14 protein-coding genes are annotated in these 18454 nt (G+C 69.4%); 8 read left to right on the forward strand and 6 right to left on the reverse strand.

From position 1 onward, the window contains the following. Positions 1 to 54: 54 nt before the first annotated feature. Positions 55 to 1926 (reverse strand): autotransporter domain-containing protein, encoded by a 1872-nt coding sequence (locus ICG51_RS04695; protein ID WP_223809515.1) that lies wholly within the window; start codon positions 1924 to 1926, stop codon positions 55 to 57. A 203-nt stretch (positions 1927 to 2129) separates the two neighbouring features. On the opposite strand from ICG51_RS04695, the gene trmB reads away from it, so the two are divergent. Together trmB and ICG51_RS04705 are read left to right on the forward strand one after the other, a co-directional pair. Beyond that, on the forward strand, positions 2130 to 2864 hold the full coding sequence (trmB, locus tag ICG51_RS04700; protein ID WP_190282357.1) for a tRNA (guanosine(46)-N7)-methyltransferase TrmB: 735 nt from the start codon (positions 2130 to 2132) through the stop codon (positions 2862 to 2864). A gap of 38 nt (positions 2865 to 2902) precedes the next feature. Further along, positions 2903 to 4741, forward strand: a complete 1839-nt coding sequence (locus tag ICG51_RS04705; protein WP_190281868.1) for an SLC13 family permease — start codon at positions 2903 to 2905, stop codon at positions 4739 to 4741. 31 nt (positions 4742 to 4772) lie between these two features. Here the strand turns inward: ICG51_RS04705 and ICG51_RS04710 are convergent, their stop codons facing one another. Further along, complete coding sequence (locus tag ICG51_RS04710; protein WP_190282358.1) at positions 4773 to 5108, reverse strand: Rieske 2Fe-2S domain-containing protein; 336 nt, start codon at positions 5106 to 5108, stop codon at positions 4773 to 4775. Positions 5109 to 5206: 98 nt separating this feature from the next. Here ICG51_RS04710 and ICG51_RS04715 point away from each other — a divergent pair, with 98 nt between their 5' ends. The 4 genes from ICG51_RS04715 (at position 5207) to ICG51_RS04730 (ending at position 8137) form a co-directional block, all read left to right on the forward strand. Further along, positions 5207 to 5497, forward strand: a complete 291-nt coding sequence (locus ICG51_RS04715) for a hypothetical protein (protein WP_190281869.1) — start codon at positions 5207 to 5209, stop codon at positions 5495 to 5497. Further along, a complete protein-coding gene (locus ICG51_RS04720) occupies positions 5497 to 6222 on the forward strand; it encodes a fumarylacetoacetate hydrolase family protein (protein WP_190281870.1) in 726 nt (241 codons plus the stop codon). The genes ICG51_RS04715 and ICG51_RS04720 overlap by 1 nt, the downstream gene beginning before the upstream one ends. Positions 6223 to 6256: 34 nt before the next feature. Beyond that, entirely contained in the window at positions 6257 to 6670 is a 414-nt protein-coding gene (gene mscL / locus ICG51_RS04725; protein WP_190281871.1) for a large-conductance mechanosensitive channel protein MscL, read from the forward strand. A gap of 69 nt (positions 6671 to 6739) precedes the next feature. Continuing rightward, positions 6740 to 8137 carry a M28 family peptidase gene (locus ICG51_RS04730; protein WP_190281872.1) on the forward strand — a complete coding sequence of 466 codons (1398 nt, stop codon included), beginning with the start codon at positions 6740 to 6742 and terminating at the stop codon, positions 8135 to 8137. Positions 8138 to 8232: 95 nt separating this feature from the next. Here the strand turns inward: ICG51_RS04730 and aceE are convergent, their stop codons facing one another. After that, positions 8233 to 10923 (reverse strand): pyruvate dehydrogenase (acetyl-transferring), homodimeric type, encoded by a 2691-nt coding sequence (aceE, locus tag ICG51_RS04735; protein WP_190281873.1) that lies wholly within the window; start codon positions 10921 to 10923, stop codon positions 8233 to 8235. 249 nt (positions 10924 to 11172) lie between these two features. Further along, complete coding sequence (locus ICG51_RS04740; RefSeq protein WP_223809516.1) at positions 11173 to 13473, reverse strand: NADP-dependent malic enzyme; 2301 nt, start codon at positions 13471 to 13473, stop codon at positions 11173 to 11175. 87 nt (positions 13474 to 13560) lie between these two features. Here ICG51_RS04740 and gltS point away from each other — a divergent pair, with 87 nt between their 5' ends. Beyond that, positions 13561 to 14757, forward strand: a complete 1197-nt coding sequence (gene gltS, locus ICG51_RS04745; protein ID WP_190281874.1) for a sodium/glutamate symporter — start codon at positions 13561 to 13563, stop codon at positions 14755 to 14757. Then, a complete protein-coding gene (locus ICG51_RS04750; protein ID WP_190281875.1) occupies positions 14757 to 15980 on the forward strand; it encodes an FAD-dependent oxidoreductase in 1224 nt (407 codons plus the stop codon). The genes gltS and ICG51_RS04750 overlap by 1 nt, the downstream gene beginning before the upstream one ends. On the opposite strand, the gene ICG51_RS04755 is transcribed toward ICG51_RS04750, so the two are convergent. Both ICG51_RS04755 and rsgA read right to left on the reverse strand, forming a co-directional pair. Further along, positions 15977 to 17233 carry a flavohemoglobin expression-modulating QEGLA motif protein gene (locus ICG51_RS04755; protein WP_190281876.1) on the reverse strand — a complete coding sequence of 419 codons (1257 nt, stop codon included), beginning with the start codon at positions 17231 to 17233 and terminating at the stop codon, positions 15977 to 15979. The genes ICG51_RS04750 and ICG51_RS04755 overlap by 4 nt on opposite strands. Then, positions 17220 to 18347 carry a ribosome small subunit-dependent GTPase A gene (gene rsgA, locus ICG51_RS04760; protein ID WP_223809562.1) on the reverse strand — a complete coding sequence of 376 codons (1128 nt, stop codon included), beginning with the start codon at positions 18345 to 18347 and terminating at the stop codon, positions 17220 to 17222. Before rsgA ends, ICG51_RS04755 begins: the two co-directional genes overlap by 14 nt. Positions 18348 to 18454: the final 107 nt, after the last annotated feature.

An 18454-nucleotide genomic window follows, 5' to 3' on the forward strand; every position in this document is an offset into this window, starting at 1 on the left:
TGCCGGCGGCGGTACGGGATGCAACGCGCGCGCCGCATCCCGCCCGCCAGCGGATCAGAAGGCGCCGCCGAAGGTGACGAAGAAGGTGGTGTTGCTGCCGCCCTTCTGCTCCACCGTCACGTTGGCGCCGGTGGTCACGTCCATCCCGAACAGCTTGCTGCGCACGCCCATGCCCACGGTGCCGTAGTTGTCGTCGAAGGCCACGCCCGGCACCGCGTACGGCGCCGTGCCCGGCATCGACATCGCCTGCGCCCATGCCTGCGCCGGAGCGTCCTCGAACTCGCGGTCCCAGGTCATCCGCACATACGGCGTCATGTGGTCGTTGAGGGCGAAGCTGGCCTGCCAACCGGCGCTGCCGATCAGCGAATCGATATCCTGCCCCGGGTAGGCCAGCGCGGTCGACTGGACGCTGTTTTCGGCATAACCGTCGACGCTGATCCGCTGCGCCAGCACCGCCACCACCGGACCGTGTTCCAGCGCACCGTGCTTGAACGTCCAGCCCGCGCTGGCGCCGGCGCTGAGGTTGTCGCCGTCCGGGGAACCGCTGTGGATGCGGGTGGCCGGGCCGAGGTTGACCTGGCGGTCGACCTTGTAGCCCAGCTTGGTCCAGCTCAGCTGGCCATTGACCCAGGCGCTGTCGCCGGCCCAGCCGACGAAGCCGCCGACGCTGGCATCGGTCTGGCGGAAGTCGCCGCGACGGTAGCCGAAGTCGATCTCCTGCCGGCCGTAGCCCGCGAACGCGCCGTACATCAGGTTGCCGCTGCGCCAGCCGATGCCGAACGAACCGGTGCCGCCCATGCCGTCGTAGCCGCTGGACTTGACGAAGCGCTGCTGCTGGCCGCGCAGGTCGGCCCACCAGTGCATGCCGTCGCCCTCGGCGGCGGCCATGCCAGACGCCACGCCATCGACCATCTGCGCGCGCGCGCGGCCGGTGGTGGTGGCCGACTGCGGCAGCAGCGAGATCAGGCGCGGGCCGTCGATCACCGAGATCGCGAAGTCCGCCACGGCCTTGTGCGCGGCGGTGGTCGGGTGCACGCCGTCGGCGAACAGGTAGCTGTTGGCGCCACCGGGCGCGGTGGACGGCGGGCTGCAGAACAGCGAGCTTCCGCCCTGCACCGCAGTGGAACAGGCCTTGCCGGTGACGTTGGTCAGGCCGAACGCAGCCGGGCTGGCCACCACTTCCTGCAGGAAGTGGAAGGTATCCAGCGGGATCACGCGCAGGTTGGCCGCGGTGATGCCGGAGAACAGCGCGTTGTTGTAGCTGGTACTCAGCGCGGTGCCTTGCGCCATGCCCAGCGCGCCGCCGGCGCGCGCGTCCGGGGTCAGGCCAAGATCGGGCAGGTTCGGCACCAGGATGTATTGCGCGCCGGCCTGGGTCAGCGCGCCGATCATGCCGATCTGCGCGGTCACCGCGCCGCCGATGATGGCGGACGCCTGCGCCGGGTTGGCCTGCACCGCGAACAGGTCGTTGGCGCCGCCCCAGACGGTGTAGAGCGCGCCCGGGTCGACGGTGTTGCCAGCCGCCAGGTAGGCCTGGTACTGCGCGGTCATCGACGGCGTATAGCCCAGCCCGCCCACGGCGCTGGTGCCGACGCGCGCACCGCCCACGGCCCAGTTGTCGCCGCTGCGCGGCGTCGGGGTGGCGGTGTTGTTGCCGCTCCAGGCCGGGGCGGCATCGCCGCCGTAGTAGCTGGCCAGGTGCTGCGACCAGACATAACCCGGATTGGTGGTGAACTGGCCGACGATCGCGCCGTTGGGGCCCAGCATCTGGGTCAGCAGCGGACGGAAGTAACCACCGTCGGTCAGGCTGTCGCCGAAGAAGATGGTGCGGGTGAACGGCGACGGCGGCACGGTCTGCGCAACGGCAGGCATCGCGACCATGGCAAGGGCGGCGGACAGCAGGGTCCGGCGGAACAGGGTTTTCATCGGCATCCTCGATCTGGACAGGGAATTCGGTTCGACCGGCGCGTGGCCGCAGTCACGACATACGCCAGCGAATGGCGGTGGATCGTTTCATGAAATCATAACGACCTCACGCTGCGCTGCGTCACGAGGCGCTACAACGGGCGACAATAGGCACCCGGGCCTGCATGCTTGCGCAGGCCGCAGTACCGCCAGAGATCGCCGACTTGACCGACCCGTTTTCCAGCAGCGGCGCCAAGGCCCCGCCCAAGCCCTTTACCGCCACCGAGGGCGTGCGCAAGGTGCGCAGCTTCGTGTTGCGCCAGGGCCGCTTCACCGACGCGCAGCAGCGCGCCTTCGACGAGCTGTGGCCGCGCTTCGGCCTGGACTATGCCGGAACCCCACGCGACTTCGACGCCGCGTTCGGCCGCAGCGCCAGGCGCGTCCTCGAAATCGGCTTCGGTAACGGCGAGGCGCTGCGCTATGCCGCGCAGCGCGACCCGGACCGCGACCACATCGGCATCGAAGTGCACGCGCCCGGCGTGGGCCGCCTGCTCAACGCGCTGGCGGAAGACGGCGCGAAGAACGTGCGCCTCTTCCACCACGACGCGGTGGAAGTGCTGGAAAACGAGATCATCGACGGCAGCCTCGACGAGGTGCGGATCTATTTCCCCGACCCCTGGCACAAGAAGCGCCACCACAAGCGCCGGCTGGTGAACCCGGAGTTCGCCGCGCTGCTGGTGCGCAAGCTCGCGGCCGATGGCCGCTTGCACCTCGCCACCGATTGGCAGGAGTATGCGGAGCAGATGTGGGACGTGCTCGATGCTACCGCCGGACTGGTCAATGCCGCCGGGCCACGCGGCCACGTGCCGCGCCCGGCGTGGCGGCCGCAAACCCATTTCGAGACGCGCGGGCAGAAGCTGGGGCACGGCGTCTGGGACCTGCTTTACAACCGCCGCTGAGCCGCCGGGCCAACACGTAAGGACACCGACGACGCCTGATGGACACCACCCTCACCCTCACCGGCGACATGCTCTGGGTGCTGGGCCTGGTGGCGTTCACCATGGCGATGTTCCTGTTCGAGCGCATCCGCGCCGACGCCGCCGCGCTGGTGGTGCTGGTGGTGCTGGGGCTGACCGGGCTGGTGGCACCCGAGGACATCTTCGGCGGATTCTCCTCGGACGCGGTGATGAACGTCATCGCCACCATGATCCTGGGCGCAGGCCTGGACCGCACCGGCGCACTCAACCGCCTGGCCAGCTGGCTGCTGCGGCGCGCACACGGCATCGAGCAGCGCCTGCTGCTGCTGTCCTCGGCGGTGGCCGGGCTCAATTCGGCGTTCATCCAGAACACCTCGGCCACCGCGCTGTACCTGCCGGTGGCCTCGCGCCTGACCGCGCGCACCGGCATCAGCCTGTCACGACTGCTGATGCCGATGTCGGCGGCGATCATCATGGGCGGCAGCCTGACCATGGTCGGCAACTCGCCGCTGATCCTGCTCAACGACCTGCTGGTGTCGGCCAATGCCAACATGCCATCGGGCGCGGCCTCGCTGCAGCCGCTGAAAATGTTCGCGCCGCTGCCGATCGGCCTGGCGCTGCTGGCGGCGTCGCTGGCGTATTTCCACTTCTTCGGCCACCGGGTGCTGCGCGAGGACGGCGACGACGCGGTCACCCCGGCGCGCACGCAGAGCTATTTCGCCCGCGCCTACGGCATCGACGGCGACATCCACGAGCTCACCGTCACCGCCGACAGTCCGCTGGTGGGCATGAGCGTGGGCGACGCTGAGGCGCTGGTCGACATGCCGCTGCTGCTGGCCCTGCAGACCGGCAACGAATCGCGGCTGGCGCCGCCGGCCGACACCCGCATCTGGGTGGGCAGCGTGCTGGGCGTGATGGGCGAACGCCAGCGCATCACCGACTTCGCGCAGAAGAACTTTCTGCGCGATTCCGCCCGCCTGCGCGCCTTCGCCGACCTGTTCAACCCCAGCCGCGCCGGCATCTCCGAGGCGGTGGTGCCGCCCACCTCCGGCTTCATCGGCAAGCCGCAGGCGCAGCTGCGCCTGCGCAAGCAGTTCGGCCTGAGCCTGCTGGCGATCAACCGCGACAAGCAGGTGCTGCGCGAGGACGTGCGCAACATCCCGATCCGCGCCGGCGACATGCTGGTCCTGCACAGCATCTGGACCGACCTGGCGGAAGCCGCGCGCAGCCGCGACTTCGTGGTGGTGACCGACTATCCCAAGGGCGAGCAACGCCCGCACAAGTTCAAGATCGCGATGGCGATCTTCGCCGTGACCATGCTGCTGGCGCTGTCCACCCGCATTCCCACCTCGATCGCGCTGATGACCGGGGTGGCCGGCATGCTGGTGACCGGCGTGCTGAAGATGGACGAGGCCTACGCCGCGATCAGCTGGAAGACCGTGTTCCTGATGGCCTGCCTGATCCCGCTGGGCTGGGCGATGGATTCCAGCGGCGCCGCCGCGTGGGTGGCCGGGCACAGCATCGAGCGGCTGCCCGAGGGCATGCCGCCGTGGTTGATCGAACTGGCGCTGGCGCTGTTCACCACCGCCTTCTCGATGGTGATCAGCCACGTCGGCGCCACCATCGTGCTGGTGCCGCTGGCGATCAACCTGGCGCTGGCGGTGGGCGGCAATCCCACCGCGTTCGCGCTGATCGTGGCGCTGTCGGCGTCCAACAACTTCGTCACCGCGTCCAATCCATCGGTGTCGATGATCACCGGCCCGGCCGGCTACACACCGCGCGACATGTGGCGCGCCGGCGGCCCGCTGACCCTGCTCTACACCGTGATCATCGTGCTGATGGTGAACCTGGTCTTCTGAGGCGGGCCATGGCGGGCCGCCCCGGTCAGGTTCAGCCGGCTTCCCCCAGCCGCACTTCCCCGTCGGCCACGTGCACTGGCACCGCGCGCAGGCAGTCGCCGCGGCAGGGACCGGCCACGCAGTTGCCCTGCGGCAGCGCGAACGTGGCGCCATGCACCGCGCAGACCAGGTCGCCACCCTTGCTGCGCAGGAACCTGCCGGGCGCGAAGTCCAGCCGGCGGCCGGCGTGCGGGCAGACATTGAGCCAGGCGCGGACGCCGCCCTGCGGGTCGCGATAGAGGATCAGCGGCTCGTTTTCGCCATCGACCGGCGCATCGCAGGCATGCAGGCTGTCCGGCGGCAGGCCCTCCAGCGGCACCAGCACCACCGTCTCGTTTAACGAACTGCTCACACCTGCCCCGCCGGTTCTGCCGATACTTCGCCGAATTGTGTCATGACGCTGTCGCGTTCAGGGTTTCTACTACGATGTCGAGTTTCCACCGCCGCACCTTTCTGCGTTTCCGCAGCCTCGCCTTCAACGCACCGCGCCGCCCGCGCCATCCACTGCTGCGGGTTGCAGTGGGCCTGCTGGGCATCGCCCTGCTGCTGGCACTGGTGGTGGTGGGCGTCTTCGTAGGCGCGGCGATGCTGGCCGGCGGCCTGCTGTGGCGCCTGTGGGTGCAGCGCGGTGCGCGCGCCGGCGTGCGCCGGCGCGAACCGACGTTCGACGGCAGCTACCGGGTGGTCGGCAAGGCGCAGCTGCCACTGGCGCACTGATGGACCTGGTTGCCGCCGCGGCGACCCCGCGCATCCCCGTTGTTGATCGCAGCGGTGCTTCGCTGGGCACGTTCCCGGTGCGGCGGATCTACTGCGTGGGCCGCAACTTCGCCGACCACGCCCGCGAAATGGGCGCAACAGCCCCGGCTTCGAAGGCCGAACGCGGTACGCCGGTGTTCTTCATGAAGCCCGCCGACGCGATCGTCGTTGATGGCATCGTCCCCTATCCGCCCGGGACCTCCGACCTGCACCACGAGGTCGAACTGGTGGTGGCGCTGGGCGCCGATGCGCCGGCCGGCGAGCTCGCGGTCGCTGCCGCGTCGTCGCTGGTATTCGGCTACGGCGTCGGCCTGGACCTGACCCGCCGCGACCTGCAAGCCGCCGCCAAGGCCAAGGGCCTGCCCTGGGATACCGGCAAGGGCTTCGATCATTCCGCCCCGGTCAGCACGCTGCTGCCGGCAGGCGAACTTGGCGCACTGGACGCGCTGCCGATCACGCTGGAGATCAACGGCCAGCGTCGCCAGGCTTCCACGCTGGACCAGCTGATCTGGGACGTACCCGAGATCCTGCATGAACTGTCGAAGCTGTACGCGCTGCGCGCCGGCGACCTGGTGTTCATGGGCACCCCCGCCGGCGTAGCTGCGCTGCAACCGGGCGACCGCTTCGATGCCCGCATCAGCGATGCGCTGCAGCTGCAGGGTCACATCGCGCCGTCGAACGGTTAATCTTCGGCTTCACGCCAGCAGTGGAGAACAGCCGATGGGAATGATGACCGAGTTCCGTGAGTTCGCGATGCGCGGCAACGTGATCGACCTCGCCGTCGGCGTGGTGATCGGCGGTGCGTTCGGCAAGATCGTCTCCGCACTGGTGGACAAGGTGATCATGCCGCCGATCGGGCTGCTGATCGGCGGCGTCGACTTCTCGAAACTGGCGATCACCCTGAAGTCGGCGACGGTGGACGCGGCCGGCAAGGAAGTGCCGGCGGTGGTGCTGGCCTACGGCGAGTTCATCAACGCGCTGATCCAGTTCATCATCGTGGCCTTCGCCATCTTCATGGTGGTCAAGGCGATCAACCGCCTGCACAGGAAGCCCGCCGAAGCCCCCGCCGCGCCCGCTGCGCCGACGGAAGAGGTGCTGCTGCTGCGCGAGATCCGCGATTCACTGCGGAAGTGACACTTCCGGCACGGTTGCCACGCAAGCCCCGGGCCTAGACTCGGGGCTTTCCGTTTGCGGAGCCCGCCGATGCGCACCACCCTGCTTGCCGCCACCCTCGCCCTGCTGATTGCCGCCCCGCTGCAGGCGGCGCAGCCGACCCGCATCGATGCCAAGGCGCTGGCGCAGGCCGCCAACCTGCGCGACGCGGTGCTGCAGGACACCACCGCCTGGCAGGTCACCGAGTCGCTGACCACCGAGGTAGGCCCGCGCCTGGCCGGCAGCGAAGCCGATGCGCGCGCGGTGGAATGGGCCAGGGCGAAGTTCAAGGCGCTGGGTTACGACAAGGTGTGGACCGAACCGGTGACGTTCCCGAAGTGGGTGCGCCGCAGCGAGGCCGCGCAGGTGCTGGGCGCGCACGCGCAGCCGCTGCGCGTGGCCGCACTGGGCGGCAGCGCCGGCGGCACGGTGGAAGCCGAAGTGGTGCGTTTTGCCGATCTGGCCGCGCTGGAGGCGGTGCCGGACGGCTCGCTGGCCGGCAGGATCGCTTTCGTCGACTACCAGATGCAGCGGCGACAGGACGGCGGCGACTACCGCAACGGCGGCGGCATCCGCGGACGCGGGCCGTCGCTGGCGATCCGCAAGGGCGCGGCCGGCTTCCTGATGCGCTCGGCCGGTACCGACACCTCGCGCGCGCCGCATACCGGCAACACCCGCTACGAGCCGGGTCTCACCCCGATCCCCGCCGCCGCCCTGTCCACCATCGACGCCGCCCAGCTGGCGCGGCTGGTGGCGCTGGGTCCCACCCGCGTGCGGCTGGCGCTGGACTGCGGCTGGGACGGCGAATACACCTCGCAGAATGTCATTGGCGAGATCACCGGCAGCAGGCGCCCGCAGGAAGTCGTGCTGATCGGCGGGCATCTGGATTCCTGGGACTACGGCACCGGCGCGATCGACGATGCCGCCGGCATCGGCATCACCATGGCGGTGGGCGCACTGCTCAAGCCGATGCGGCCGGCGCGCACGATCCGCGTGGTCGCCTTCGCCAACGAGGAACAGGGCCTGTGGGGCGGCCGTGCCTATGCGGACAAACACGCCGGCGACGTCGCCAACCATGTAATCGCGATGGAAAGTGATTTCGGCGCCGGCCGCATCTACGGCTTCGACGCCAGCGCACGCGACCTGCAGCCGGCAGCGCTGGCGCAGATTCAGCAGGTGCTGGCGCCGCTGGGCATCGAGTGGATGCCGGGCAAGGGCGATCCGGAGTCCGACATCGGCCCGATGACCCAGCGCGGCATGGCCTGGGCCTGGCTGGGCCACGATGGCAGCGGCTACTTCGACCTGCACCACAACGCCGAGGACACCCTCGACAAGATCGACCCGAAGGACCTGGCGCAGAACACGGCGGCCTACGCGGTGTTCACTTGGCTGGCCGCGCAGGCGGAGGGCGACTTCGGCAGCACCCCCGCGGCGGCGGGCAGGGATTGATCCGCTTGCGATCCACCCACGAAAAAAGGCGGCCGGCGGCCGCCTTTTTCTTTCCTGGGCTCCCGCCGGTGCGCGGCGGGAGGTCCGTCCGGCGATCAGGCCAGCAGCGGGTTCGGCCGCTCCGTGTCCAGCTTGTAGAGCTTGATCGCGCGGGCGACGTCCTTGGCGGTGAGCTTGCCCTCGGCGGCCAGCGCGGCAACCGCGGCGTGGGCGACGTGGAAGCGGTCCACCTCGAAGTGGCGGCGCAGGTTCTCGCGGGTGTCGCTGCGGCCGTAGCCGTCGGTGCCCAGCACGCTGTAGCGCATCGGCACGTATTCGCGGATCTGGTTGGCGAAGGCGCGCACGTAGTCGGTGGCCGCGACCGCCGGGCCCTGGCGACCCTCCAGCAGCTGGCTCACCCACGCCTTGCGGGGCGTCTTTGCTTCCGGGTGGAAGCGGTTCCAGCGCTCCACGTCGGCACCATCGCGCGCCAGTTCGGTGAAGCTGGGGCAGGACCAGATGTCGGCCTTGATGCCGAAGTCGGCATCCAGCAGGTCGGCGGCGGCGATCACCTCGTTGAGGATGGTGCCGCTGCCCAGCAGCTGCACGCGCAGCTCGCCCTTCTTGCCCTTGCCGGCGTCGCGCAGCAGGTACATGCCCTTGATGATCCCTTCCTCGCTGCCGGCCGGCATCTCGGGATGGGCGTAGTTCTCGTTCATCAGGGTGATGTAGAAGTACTCGTCCTGCTGTTCCGCCAGCATCCGCTGCATGCCGTACTGGACGACGGTGACCACCTCGTAGGCGAAGGTCGGGTCGTAGCTGCGCACGTTGGGGATCAGCGAACTCTGGATGTGCGAGTGGCCGTCCTCGTGCTGCAGGCCCTCGCCATTGAGCGTGGTGCGGCCGGCGGTGCCGCCCAGCACGAAGCCGCGCGCGCGCATGTCGCCGGCCTGCCAGGCGAAGTCGCCCACGCGCTGGAAGCCGAACATCGAGTAGTAGATGTAGAACGGCAGCATCTGCAGGTCGTTGCTGCTGTAGCTGGTGGCCAGCGCCATCCAGCTGGCGAAGGCGCCGGCTTCGGTGATGCCTTCCTCCAGCACCTGCCCGGCCGCGTCCTCGCGGTAGAACATCAGCTGGTCGGCATCCACCGGCTTGTACTTCTGCCCCTGCGGGGCGTAGATGCCCAGCTGCCGGAACAGGCCCTCCATGCCGAAGGTACGGGCCTCGTCGGCCACGATCGGCACGCAGCGCGGGCCGACCTGCTTGTCGCGCAGGATGATGTTGAACATCTGCACGAACGCCATGGTGGTGCTGATCTCGCGCTCGCCGGTGGACTTCAGCAGGCGCTCGAAAGTCGCCAGCGGCGGCACTTCCAGTGGCTTGCTGGCCTTGCGCCGGCGCTGCGGCAGGTGGCCACCGAGGACGTTCCGGCGCTCGCGCATGTATTCCATTTCCGGCGACTTCGCGTCCGGGCGGTAGAACGGCACCTCGCCGTCGCGCAGCGCTTCGTCGCTGATCGGCAGCTGGAAGCGGTCGCGGAAGGCACGCACCGCGTCGTTGTCCAGCTTCTTGGTCTGGTGGGTGGGATTGAGTGCCTCGCCCGCAGTGCCCATGCCGTAGCCCTTGACCGTCTTGGCCAGGATCACGGTGGGTTGGCCGGTGGTCTTCACCGCCGCGTCATAGGCCGCGTACACCTTGTGCGGGTCGTGGCCGCCGCGGTTCAGGCGCCAGATGTCGTCGTCGCTGAGGCTGGACACCATCGCCAGCGTTTCCGGCGACTTGCCGAAGAAATGTTCGCGGGTGTAGGCGCCGCCGAAGGCCTTGCAGTTCTGGTACTCGCCGTCGACGGTCTCCATCATGATCTTGCGCAGGACGCCATTGGTGTCCTTGGCCAGCAGCGGATCCCAGTAGCTGCCCCAGATGGTCTTGATGACGTTCCAGCCGGCGCCGCGGAACTGGCCTTCCAGTTCCTGGATGATCTTGCCGTTGCCGCGCACCGGCCCGTCAAGGCGCTGCAGATTGCAGTTGATGACGAAGACCAGGTTGTCCAGGCCCTCGCGGCCGGCAACACCAATGGCGCCCAGCGATTCAGGCTCGTCGGTCTCGCCGTCGCCGAGGAAGCACCACACCTTGCGGTCGGTCTTCGGCATCAGCCCGCGCGCTTCCAGGTACTTCCAGCTGCGCGCCTGGTAGATCGCGGCCAGCGGGCCCAGGCCCATGCTGACGGTGGGGGTCTGCCAGAAGTCCGGCATCAGCCACGGGTGCGGATAGCTGGAGATGCCGCGGCCGTCCACTTCCATGCGGAAGCTGTCCAGCTGGGACTCGTTGATCCGGCCTTCCATGAAGGCGCGGGCATAGATGCCGGGCGAGCTGTGGCCCTGGATGTAGAGCAGATCGCCCGGATGCTGGTCGGACGGCGCGCGCCAGAAATGGTTGAAGCCGACGTCGTACAGCGTGGCCGAGCTGGCGAAGCTGGCGATGTGGCCGCCCAGCGACCCGGGCTTGCGGTTGGCACGCACCACCATCGCCATGGCGTTCCAGCGGATGATCGAGCGGATCCGCCATTCCAGGTGCGCATCGCCCGGCATCCGCGGCTCCAGGTGGGCCGGAATGGTGTTGATGTAGGCGGTGGTGGGCGCGAACGGCAGGTGCGCGCCGGCGCGCCGGGTCACCTCGACCATGCTCTCCAGCAGCTGGTGCGCGCGCTGCGGGCCGTCATGGTCGATGACCGCCTTCAGCGACTCGATCCACTCGCGGGATTCCCGCGGATCGGGATCGTTCTGCAGCATTTCGTTGAGCCAGTTCATCGCGCGCGCTCCATCGGCCGGTCAGTCGTCGAAAGGCCGAGTCTAGCAAGCGCGGGGCGCCGGGTGATGCTGCAATGCAGCTCAAATCACTTTTTACCCGGGTATTTCAAAATTACCCCCACTTTCCAGCCGCGACAGTTCCGCCATCCGTGCGCCGCGTCACCTGGCGATGGTCGATGCCCGCACGCCGACGTGCCCCGGCGCGGCGCGTCGGGGCACGGAAGGCCCGGTTGGAAACCGCGCGGCGGCTCAGCCGTTGCGGGCGTGCAGCTCGGCGCGGATCTGCGCGTCCACCGCGGCGATCGCGGTCATGTTGACCACCCGCCGCGACGACGACGCCGGGGTCAGGATGTGCGCCGGCCGGTCCAGGCCCATCAGGATCGGCCCGATGGCGACGCCGCCGGTAGCGACCCGGATCAGGTTGTAGGCGATGTTGGCGGCGTCCAGGTTCGGCATCACCAGCAGGTTGGCCCGGCCCTTCAGGGTGGTGTTGGGGAACATGCGCTGGCGCAGCGCCTCGTCCCAGGCGGTGTCGGCCATCATCTCGCCGTCCACTTCCAGCTTCGGCGCGCGCTTGCGGATGATCTCGAACGCCTGCCGCATCTTGCCGGCGCTGCCATCGAGGTGGCTGCCGTAGTTGGAGTGCGACAGCAGCGCCACCTTCGGCTCGATCCCGAACAGCTTGAGGCGGTAGCTGGCCTGCAGCGTGGCCTCGGCGATCTGCTCGGCGGACGGGTCCAGCTGCACGTGGGTGTCGACGAAGAACCACGCGCCCTTGTCGTTGATGACGCCGGTCATCGCGGCGGTGCCGGTGACGCCGGGCTCGAAGTCGAAGATGCTGCGCAGGTACCCCAGCTTCTTGTGGTAGCGGCCGACCAGGCCGCAGATCATCGCGTCGGCTTCGCCGCGCTCGACCATCATCGCGGCGATCAGGGTGGGCCGCGAACGCATCAGGTTGCGGGCCGCGTCGGGGGTCACGCCACGCCGCTCGGTCAGCGCGTGGTACTGGCGCCAGTAATCGTCGAAGCGCGGATCGTCGTTGATGTTGGTGAGCTCGAAATCCACCCCCGCGCGCATGCGCAGGCCGAGCTTCTCGATGCGGCTTTCGATCACCTCCGGGCGGCCGATCAGGATCGGGAACGCCAGGCCTTCGTCGATCACCGTCTGCACCGCGCGCAGGACCACGAACTCCTCGCCCTCGGCATACGCCACGCGCTTGCGGTCGGCGCGCGCGCGCTCATACACCGGCTTCATCATCAGGCTGGTGCGGTGGATGAACTGGCTGAGCTTCTCGCGGTAGGCGCAGACATCCTCGAGCGGGCGCATCGCCACGCCGGACTCCATCGCCGCCTGCGCCACCGCGGGTGCCAGCATGGTCAACAGGCGCGGGTCGAACGGGCGGGGGATCAGGTATTCGCGGCCGAAGGTCGGCACTTCGCCACCGTAGGCCGCACCGAGATCGGAGGCTTCCTGGCGCGCCAGCGCGGCGATCGCGCGCACGCAGGCCAGCTTCATCGCCTCGTTGATCTGGGTGGCGCCCACGTCCAGCGCGCCGCGGAAGATGTACGGGAAGCAGACAGCGTTGTTGACCTGGTTCGGGTAATCCGAGCGGCCGGTGGCGATGATCGCGTCGGGGCGCACCGCCTTGGCGGCTTCCGGCAGGATCTCCGGGTACGGGTTGGCCAGCGCCAGGATCACCGGATTGGGCGCCATCGTCGCCACCATCTCGGCCTTGAGGATGCCGCCGGCGGACAGGCCGAGGAACACGTCTGCGCCTTCGACGATTTCAGCCAGCGTGCGCTTGTCGGTGTCGCGCGCGTAGCGGGCCTTGTCGGGGTCGAGGTGGGGGCGGCCGCTGTGGATCACGCCGTCGCGGTCGAAGGCCAGGATGTTCTCCGGCTTCACACCCAGCGCCACCAGCATGTCCAGGCAGGCGATGCCGGCGGCGCCGGCGCCGGTGGTGGCCAGCTTCACGTCCGCGATGTCCTTGCCCGCCACTTCCAGCGCGTTCAGCACCGCGGCGCCGACGATGATCGCGGTGCCGTGCTGGTCGTCGTGGAACACCGGGATCTTCATCCGCTCGCGCAGCTTGCGCTCCACAATGAAGCACTCCGGCGCCTTGATGTCCTCGAGATTGATGCCGCCGAAGGTGGGCTCTAGGCTGGCGATGATGTCGACCAGCTTGTCCGGATCGCGCTCGTCGATTTCGAGGTCGAACACGTCGATGCCGGCGAACTTCTGGAACAGGATGCCCTTGCCCTCCATCACCGGCTTGCCGGCGAGCGGGCCGATGTCGCCCAGCCCAAGCACCGCGGTGCCGTTGGAAATCACCGCCACCAGGTTGCCGCGCGCGGTGTACTCGCTGGCCTTGGTGGGGTCGGCGGCGATCTCTTCGCAGGCATACGCCACGCCCGGCGAGTAGGCCAGCGCCAGGTCGCGCTGGGTCACCATCGGCTTGGTCGCGGTGACCCGGATCTTGCCCTTCGGTTCCTGCCGGTGATAGTCGAGAGCAGCCTGTTTCAGATCGTCGCTGGCGGAGGTGTCGGACATCGAAGCGCATTCCATGGTGCGGATGGTGGATGATAACGGCTTCATGCCGGCCGGTTCCGCCACCGGCGCCGCCGGAGACTCCGCAACATGCTGCAACTCGATGCCGTGCAGACGCTGGCGCTGGCCGGGCTCGCCCTGTTCCTGGGCTACGGCTTGTGCCGGGTGATCCCGGTGCTGGGCCGCTACAACCTGCCGCCGCCGGTGATCGGCGGATTGGTGTTTGCCGTGGCCGCGTGGATCGCGCACGCGCGCGGCGCGACCCTGTTCACCCTCGATACGGGCCTGCAAAGCCCGCTGATGATCGCGTTCTTCACCACCATCGGCTTCAACGCCAGCGTCTGGCTGCTGCGGATCAGCGGCCGCCAGGTGATGCTGTTCCTGCTGCTGGCCACCGTGTTCGCGGTGGCGCAGAACCTGCTGGGCATGGCGGTGGCGACCGGCTTCGGCCTGCATCCGCTGTTCGGCGTGCTGGCCGGCTCGACCACCCTGACCGGCGGCCCGGCCACCGGACTGGCGTTCGCGCCACTGTTCGAGCGCGCCGGCGTGGCCGGAGCGGAATCGATCGCGGTGGCCTCGGCGATGGCGGGAATCGTCTGTGGCGGGCTGATCGGCGGGCCGGTGGCCACGCTGCTGATCCGCCGCTTCGCCCTGACCTCGATCCGCCCCGACGACCACCGCGCCCCGGCCGATTCGGCCGCCCTGCCCGCCGCCAGCGAGGCCGAGCGCGAGTACAGCGCGCTCAAGAGCATCGTGGTGATCCTGGTGGCGATGTGGCTGGGCGCCTGGGTGGGCAAGGCAATCTCCGCCACCGGCATCACCCTGCCGGCCTACGTCGGCGCGATGCTGGTCGGGGCAGTGGTGCGCAACATCGACGACCGCACCCGCCTGATCGGGCTGTCGGTGCCGACCACCGAACTGATCGGCAACGTCTGCCTCTCGCTGTTCCTGGCAGTGGCGCTGATGAACCTCAAGCTGTGGGAGCTGGCCGGGTTGGCGCTGCCGCTGCTGGTCAACCTGGGCCTGCAGGCGCTGCTGGTGACCGCGTTCTGCGCGGTCGTGTTCCGCGCGATGGGCCGCGACTATGACGCCGCGGTGATGGGCGGCGGCTTCATCGGCTTCATGCTGGGCACCACCGCCAACGCGATGGCGGTGATGCGCACGCTGGTGGAGCGTTACGGCGCCGCGCCGCGCGCGTTCCTGGTGGCGCCGCTGGTCGGTGCGTTCTTCATCGACTTCACCAACGCGCTGATCATCACCGGCTTCATCAACCTGTGGCCGCATTGATGCACGCGGGCAACGATGCCGATGTAGCCGTGGTCGGCGCCGGCGTGGTCGGCCTGGCCACCGCCTGGGCGCTGGCCCGCCGCGGCCTGCGGGTGCTGCTGCTCGACCGCGCGGACGGCCCTGCGCTGGGCGCCTCGTTCGCCAACGGCGCCCAGCTCAGTTACGCCTATACCGACGCGATGGCCGGCCCGGCGCTGTGGAAGCAGCTGCCCGGCATGCTGGCCGGCGGCGACGCCGCCTTCCGCGTGCGCCCCTCGCTGGACCCGCATTTCTGGGCCTGGGGCCTGGCCTTCCTGCGCAACGCCACCGCCGCGCGCCTGCAGCGCAACACGCTGGCGACGCTGGCACTGGCGCTGGAATCGAAGGCGGCGATGGACGCGCTGCTGGCGCGCCACCCGATCGACTTCCAGCACCGCGTGGCCGGCAAGCTGCACGTATATTACGACGCCGCCGCGCTGCCGAAGGCACGGGCGATGATCGACGCGAAGCGGCCATTCGGCGTGCGCCAGCAGCTGCTCACGCCCGCGGAGGCGATCGCCGCCGAACCCGCGCTTGCCGGCACACGCGGGATGGTCGGCGCCGTGCATTCGCCCGACGAGGAAGCCGGCGATCCATGGCGGTTCTGCACCGGCCTCCTTCAGATCCTGCAGGCGCAGTACGGCATGCAGGCACGCTTCGGCTTCGACCTGCGGCGCGCGCAACGCGACGGCACGCACTGGCGCCTGCACGCGGCCAGCGGCGACAGCGTGCGGGTCGGCAAAGTCGCGGTCTGCACCGGTATCGACAGCCACGCGCTGCTGCGGACGCTGGGCCTGGCCTCGCCGCTGATGGCGATCAAGGGCTATTCGTTCACCGCCCCCTGCGGCACCCACGCACCGGTGGCCAGCATCACCGACACTGCGCGCAAGCTGGTGTTCTGCCGGCTGGGCGAGCGCATCCGGGTGGCGGGACTGGCGGATCTCAACCACTGGGATCCGAAGCCCGACCCGACGCGCATGCAGCAGCTGGTCGCGATGGCCCGCGACTCGCTGCCGGAGGGCGCCGACTACGACGCCATCGAACATCGCTGGGCCGGCCTGCGCCCGGCCACACCGCCATCCAGCCCGGTCATCCGCCAGCCATGCGACGGCCTGGTGCTGAACATCGGCCACGGCATGCTCGGCTGGACGCTGGCGATGGGCAGTGGCGAGCGCGCCGCGAACCTGCTGCTGGACGCAGCCTAGAGATCGACCACGCTTTCGGCCGAGACCACCTGCTCCAGCCGGATCCGGTTGGCGAACAGCGAGAACGCCAACGTCCCGGCCAAGCCGTTGGCGCGCGCCACCCACGGCGGCAGCCAGCGCGGTTCGCGCAGGTCGCCGCTTTCGAACAGCGGCTCGAAGCGCTGCACGTCGGCCAGTGTCATCTTGCCGGCGAACAGCAGCCGGCACAGCCGCAGCTTGCGGTGCTTGAGGGCCCAGCGGAAGAAGGTGTGCACGCCCAGCAGGCCGCGCAGGTACACGGTGTCCTTGGTGAACGCCTGCCCGCCAGACGTAGGCACGCCGCGGAACACGCGCTGCGCCGAGGTGAAGCTCTCCACTTCGGTCTGGCCGGACTCGAGGAAGTAGCGGAATACCTGCAGGAAGTCCGCGCCCTCCAGCGCCATCGCCACCGCCTCGATACGCAGGCTGACCCGCTTCATCCGTTCGATGTCGATGCTGCCGGTGATCTGCTCGGCGAACACCGCCAGCCCTTCCTGGGTGGCGGTGACCCGCGGCGATGACAGTGCCAGGCTGGGCAGGATCTCCTGCTGCCGACCATTGAGCGCGGTCAGCGAATGCACGAAGGCCTCGTGCTGCAGCAGCTGCTGCAGGTCGTAGTCGGAGAACGCGGCGCCCGAGCGCAGGCGGATGCGGGTGGCGCCGGCGGCGGCCTTGGCGATCAGCTCTGGATCAAGCTCGACGTCGATGACGCGGCTGTCGAAGAAGTCGTCCAGCTCGGACTGCAGCCGCAGCGCCAGCGCCGTGGCGGAAATCTCCACCTGTTCCGCCGGCGCGATCAGCTCGCGGTCGAAATCGTCCGCCACGCGCAGGAAGTGGTTGGCCGCCTCGCGGGTGGTGATGCCGCCCGGCAGCGCCTGGTCGGGGGTGCCAAACAGCGCGATCGACAGGTCGGTCACCTGCGCACTGCCGAGATGCTCCAGCAGCTCGGCGGCCAGCACCCAGCCCTGCGCGGATTCGACCAGATACTGCCCGAGCGGATGAGTAGGGTCGGCAGCGGCGGTGACCGCGGCCAGCTCGCGGCGCGCGTCGGAAAAATCGTGCTTCGGGTACTGGTAGTCCGGCAGCCGCGGGTTGCCGCGCGCCCAGCCGGCCAGGAAGGCCTGCTGCTCGCTGGCCGGCCAGCTGGCCAGGCTGAGCAGGCGGATGGGCCTGGCCGCGCGCGCCATGCGCGCGTCGAGCGCGGCATGGTGGGCGATGGCGTCAGTGCCGGCCATGTTTCTCGTCGAATCTCTTGTATTGCGCCTTGGTCTTGCCCAGCACCTTGGCGTCCGCCTTCTGCGCCAGCCGGGTGGCGAGCCGGTTGGCCGCACCCGCCACTTCGTCCGACAGCTTGAGGAAATTGGCTACGCGTTCACCATCCAGCTCGCCGCTTTCCACCGCCGCGCGCACCGCGCAGCCGGGTTCCTTCGCATGCTTGCAGTCACGGAAGCGGCACTGTTCCGCCAGCGCTTCGACGTCGGCGAAGCTTTCCGCAACATCCTCTTCACCGGTGGGCTTGAGTTCGCGCATGCCCGGGGTGTCGATCAGGCAGGCACCGCCGGGCAGCGCCAGCAGCGCGCGATGGGTGGTGGTGTGGCGCCCGCGGGCGTCGCTTTCGCGCACCGCGCCGGTCTTCATCTTCTCGATGCCAAGCAGGGTGTTGGTCAGGGTCGACTTGCCCGCGCCCGAACTGCCCACCAGCACCACGCTGCAGCCCGCGCCCAGCCACGGCGCCAGCGCGGCGGCGGCGGCCGGGTCTTTGGCGTTCAGCGCCAGCACCGGCACGTCCAGCGCGCGCAGCGCGCGCAGCGCGGCCCCGACGTCGGCGTCATCCCGGTCGGATTTCGTGAGCACGACGACCGGCTGCACGCCGCTGCCGGCCACCAGCAGCAGGTAGCGTTCGATCCGGCGCGGGTTGAAGTCGGCATCCAGTCCGCAGACCACGAACACCGTGTCGATGTTGGCGGCGATCACCTGCTGGCGGTAGTGCTCGCCGGCGGCGCCGCGCTTGATTGCGGAAAAGCGCGGCAGCAGGGCGACGATCCGCAGCGACTTCGGCGCCTCGCCTTCCACCAGCACCCAGTCGCCCACCGCCGGCCGCGCCTCGGGATTGATCTCGCCCTTGCGGTAGCTGCCCGCGCGCTGCCATTCCGGCAGCGATTCGGCCGGATCGGCCTGGTCGATGGCTTCGGCCAGGCGGTAGCCGCTGCGGTGCTGCTCCACGATCCGCGCCGGCCGCGCGGCCGGATGCGCCGCCAGCAGCGCCGCCCAGCCCGGATCCAGCGCCTGCGGCGTCCAGCGCCAGCCAATCGCGGAAAGCGCAGGGAGCGCGGCAGGCGCGGCGGACAGGCTCATTTGCGGCAGTTTTCATTCATGCGGCGGATTCTAGCCCTGCCGGGAAGCCGCCATGCGGTGCGCCGCCCGGCCGGGCAGGCCGCGGCGGCGCGCCATTTTCC

Origin of the sequence: Thermomonas sp. XSG (assembly GCF_014678725.1) — a bacterium.
In the GTDB taxonomy this organism is placed as follows: Bacteria; Pseudomonadota; Gammaproteobacteria; order Xanthomonadales; family Xanthomonadaceae; genus Thermomonas.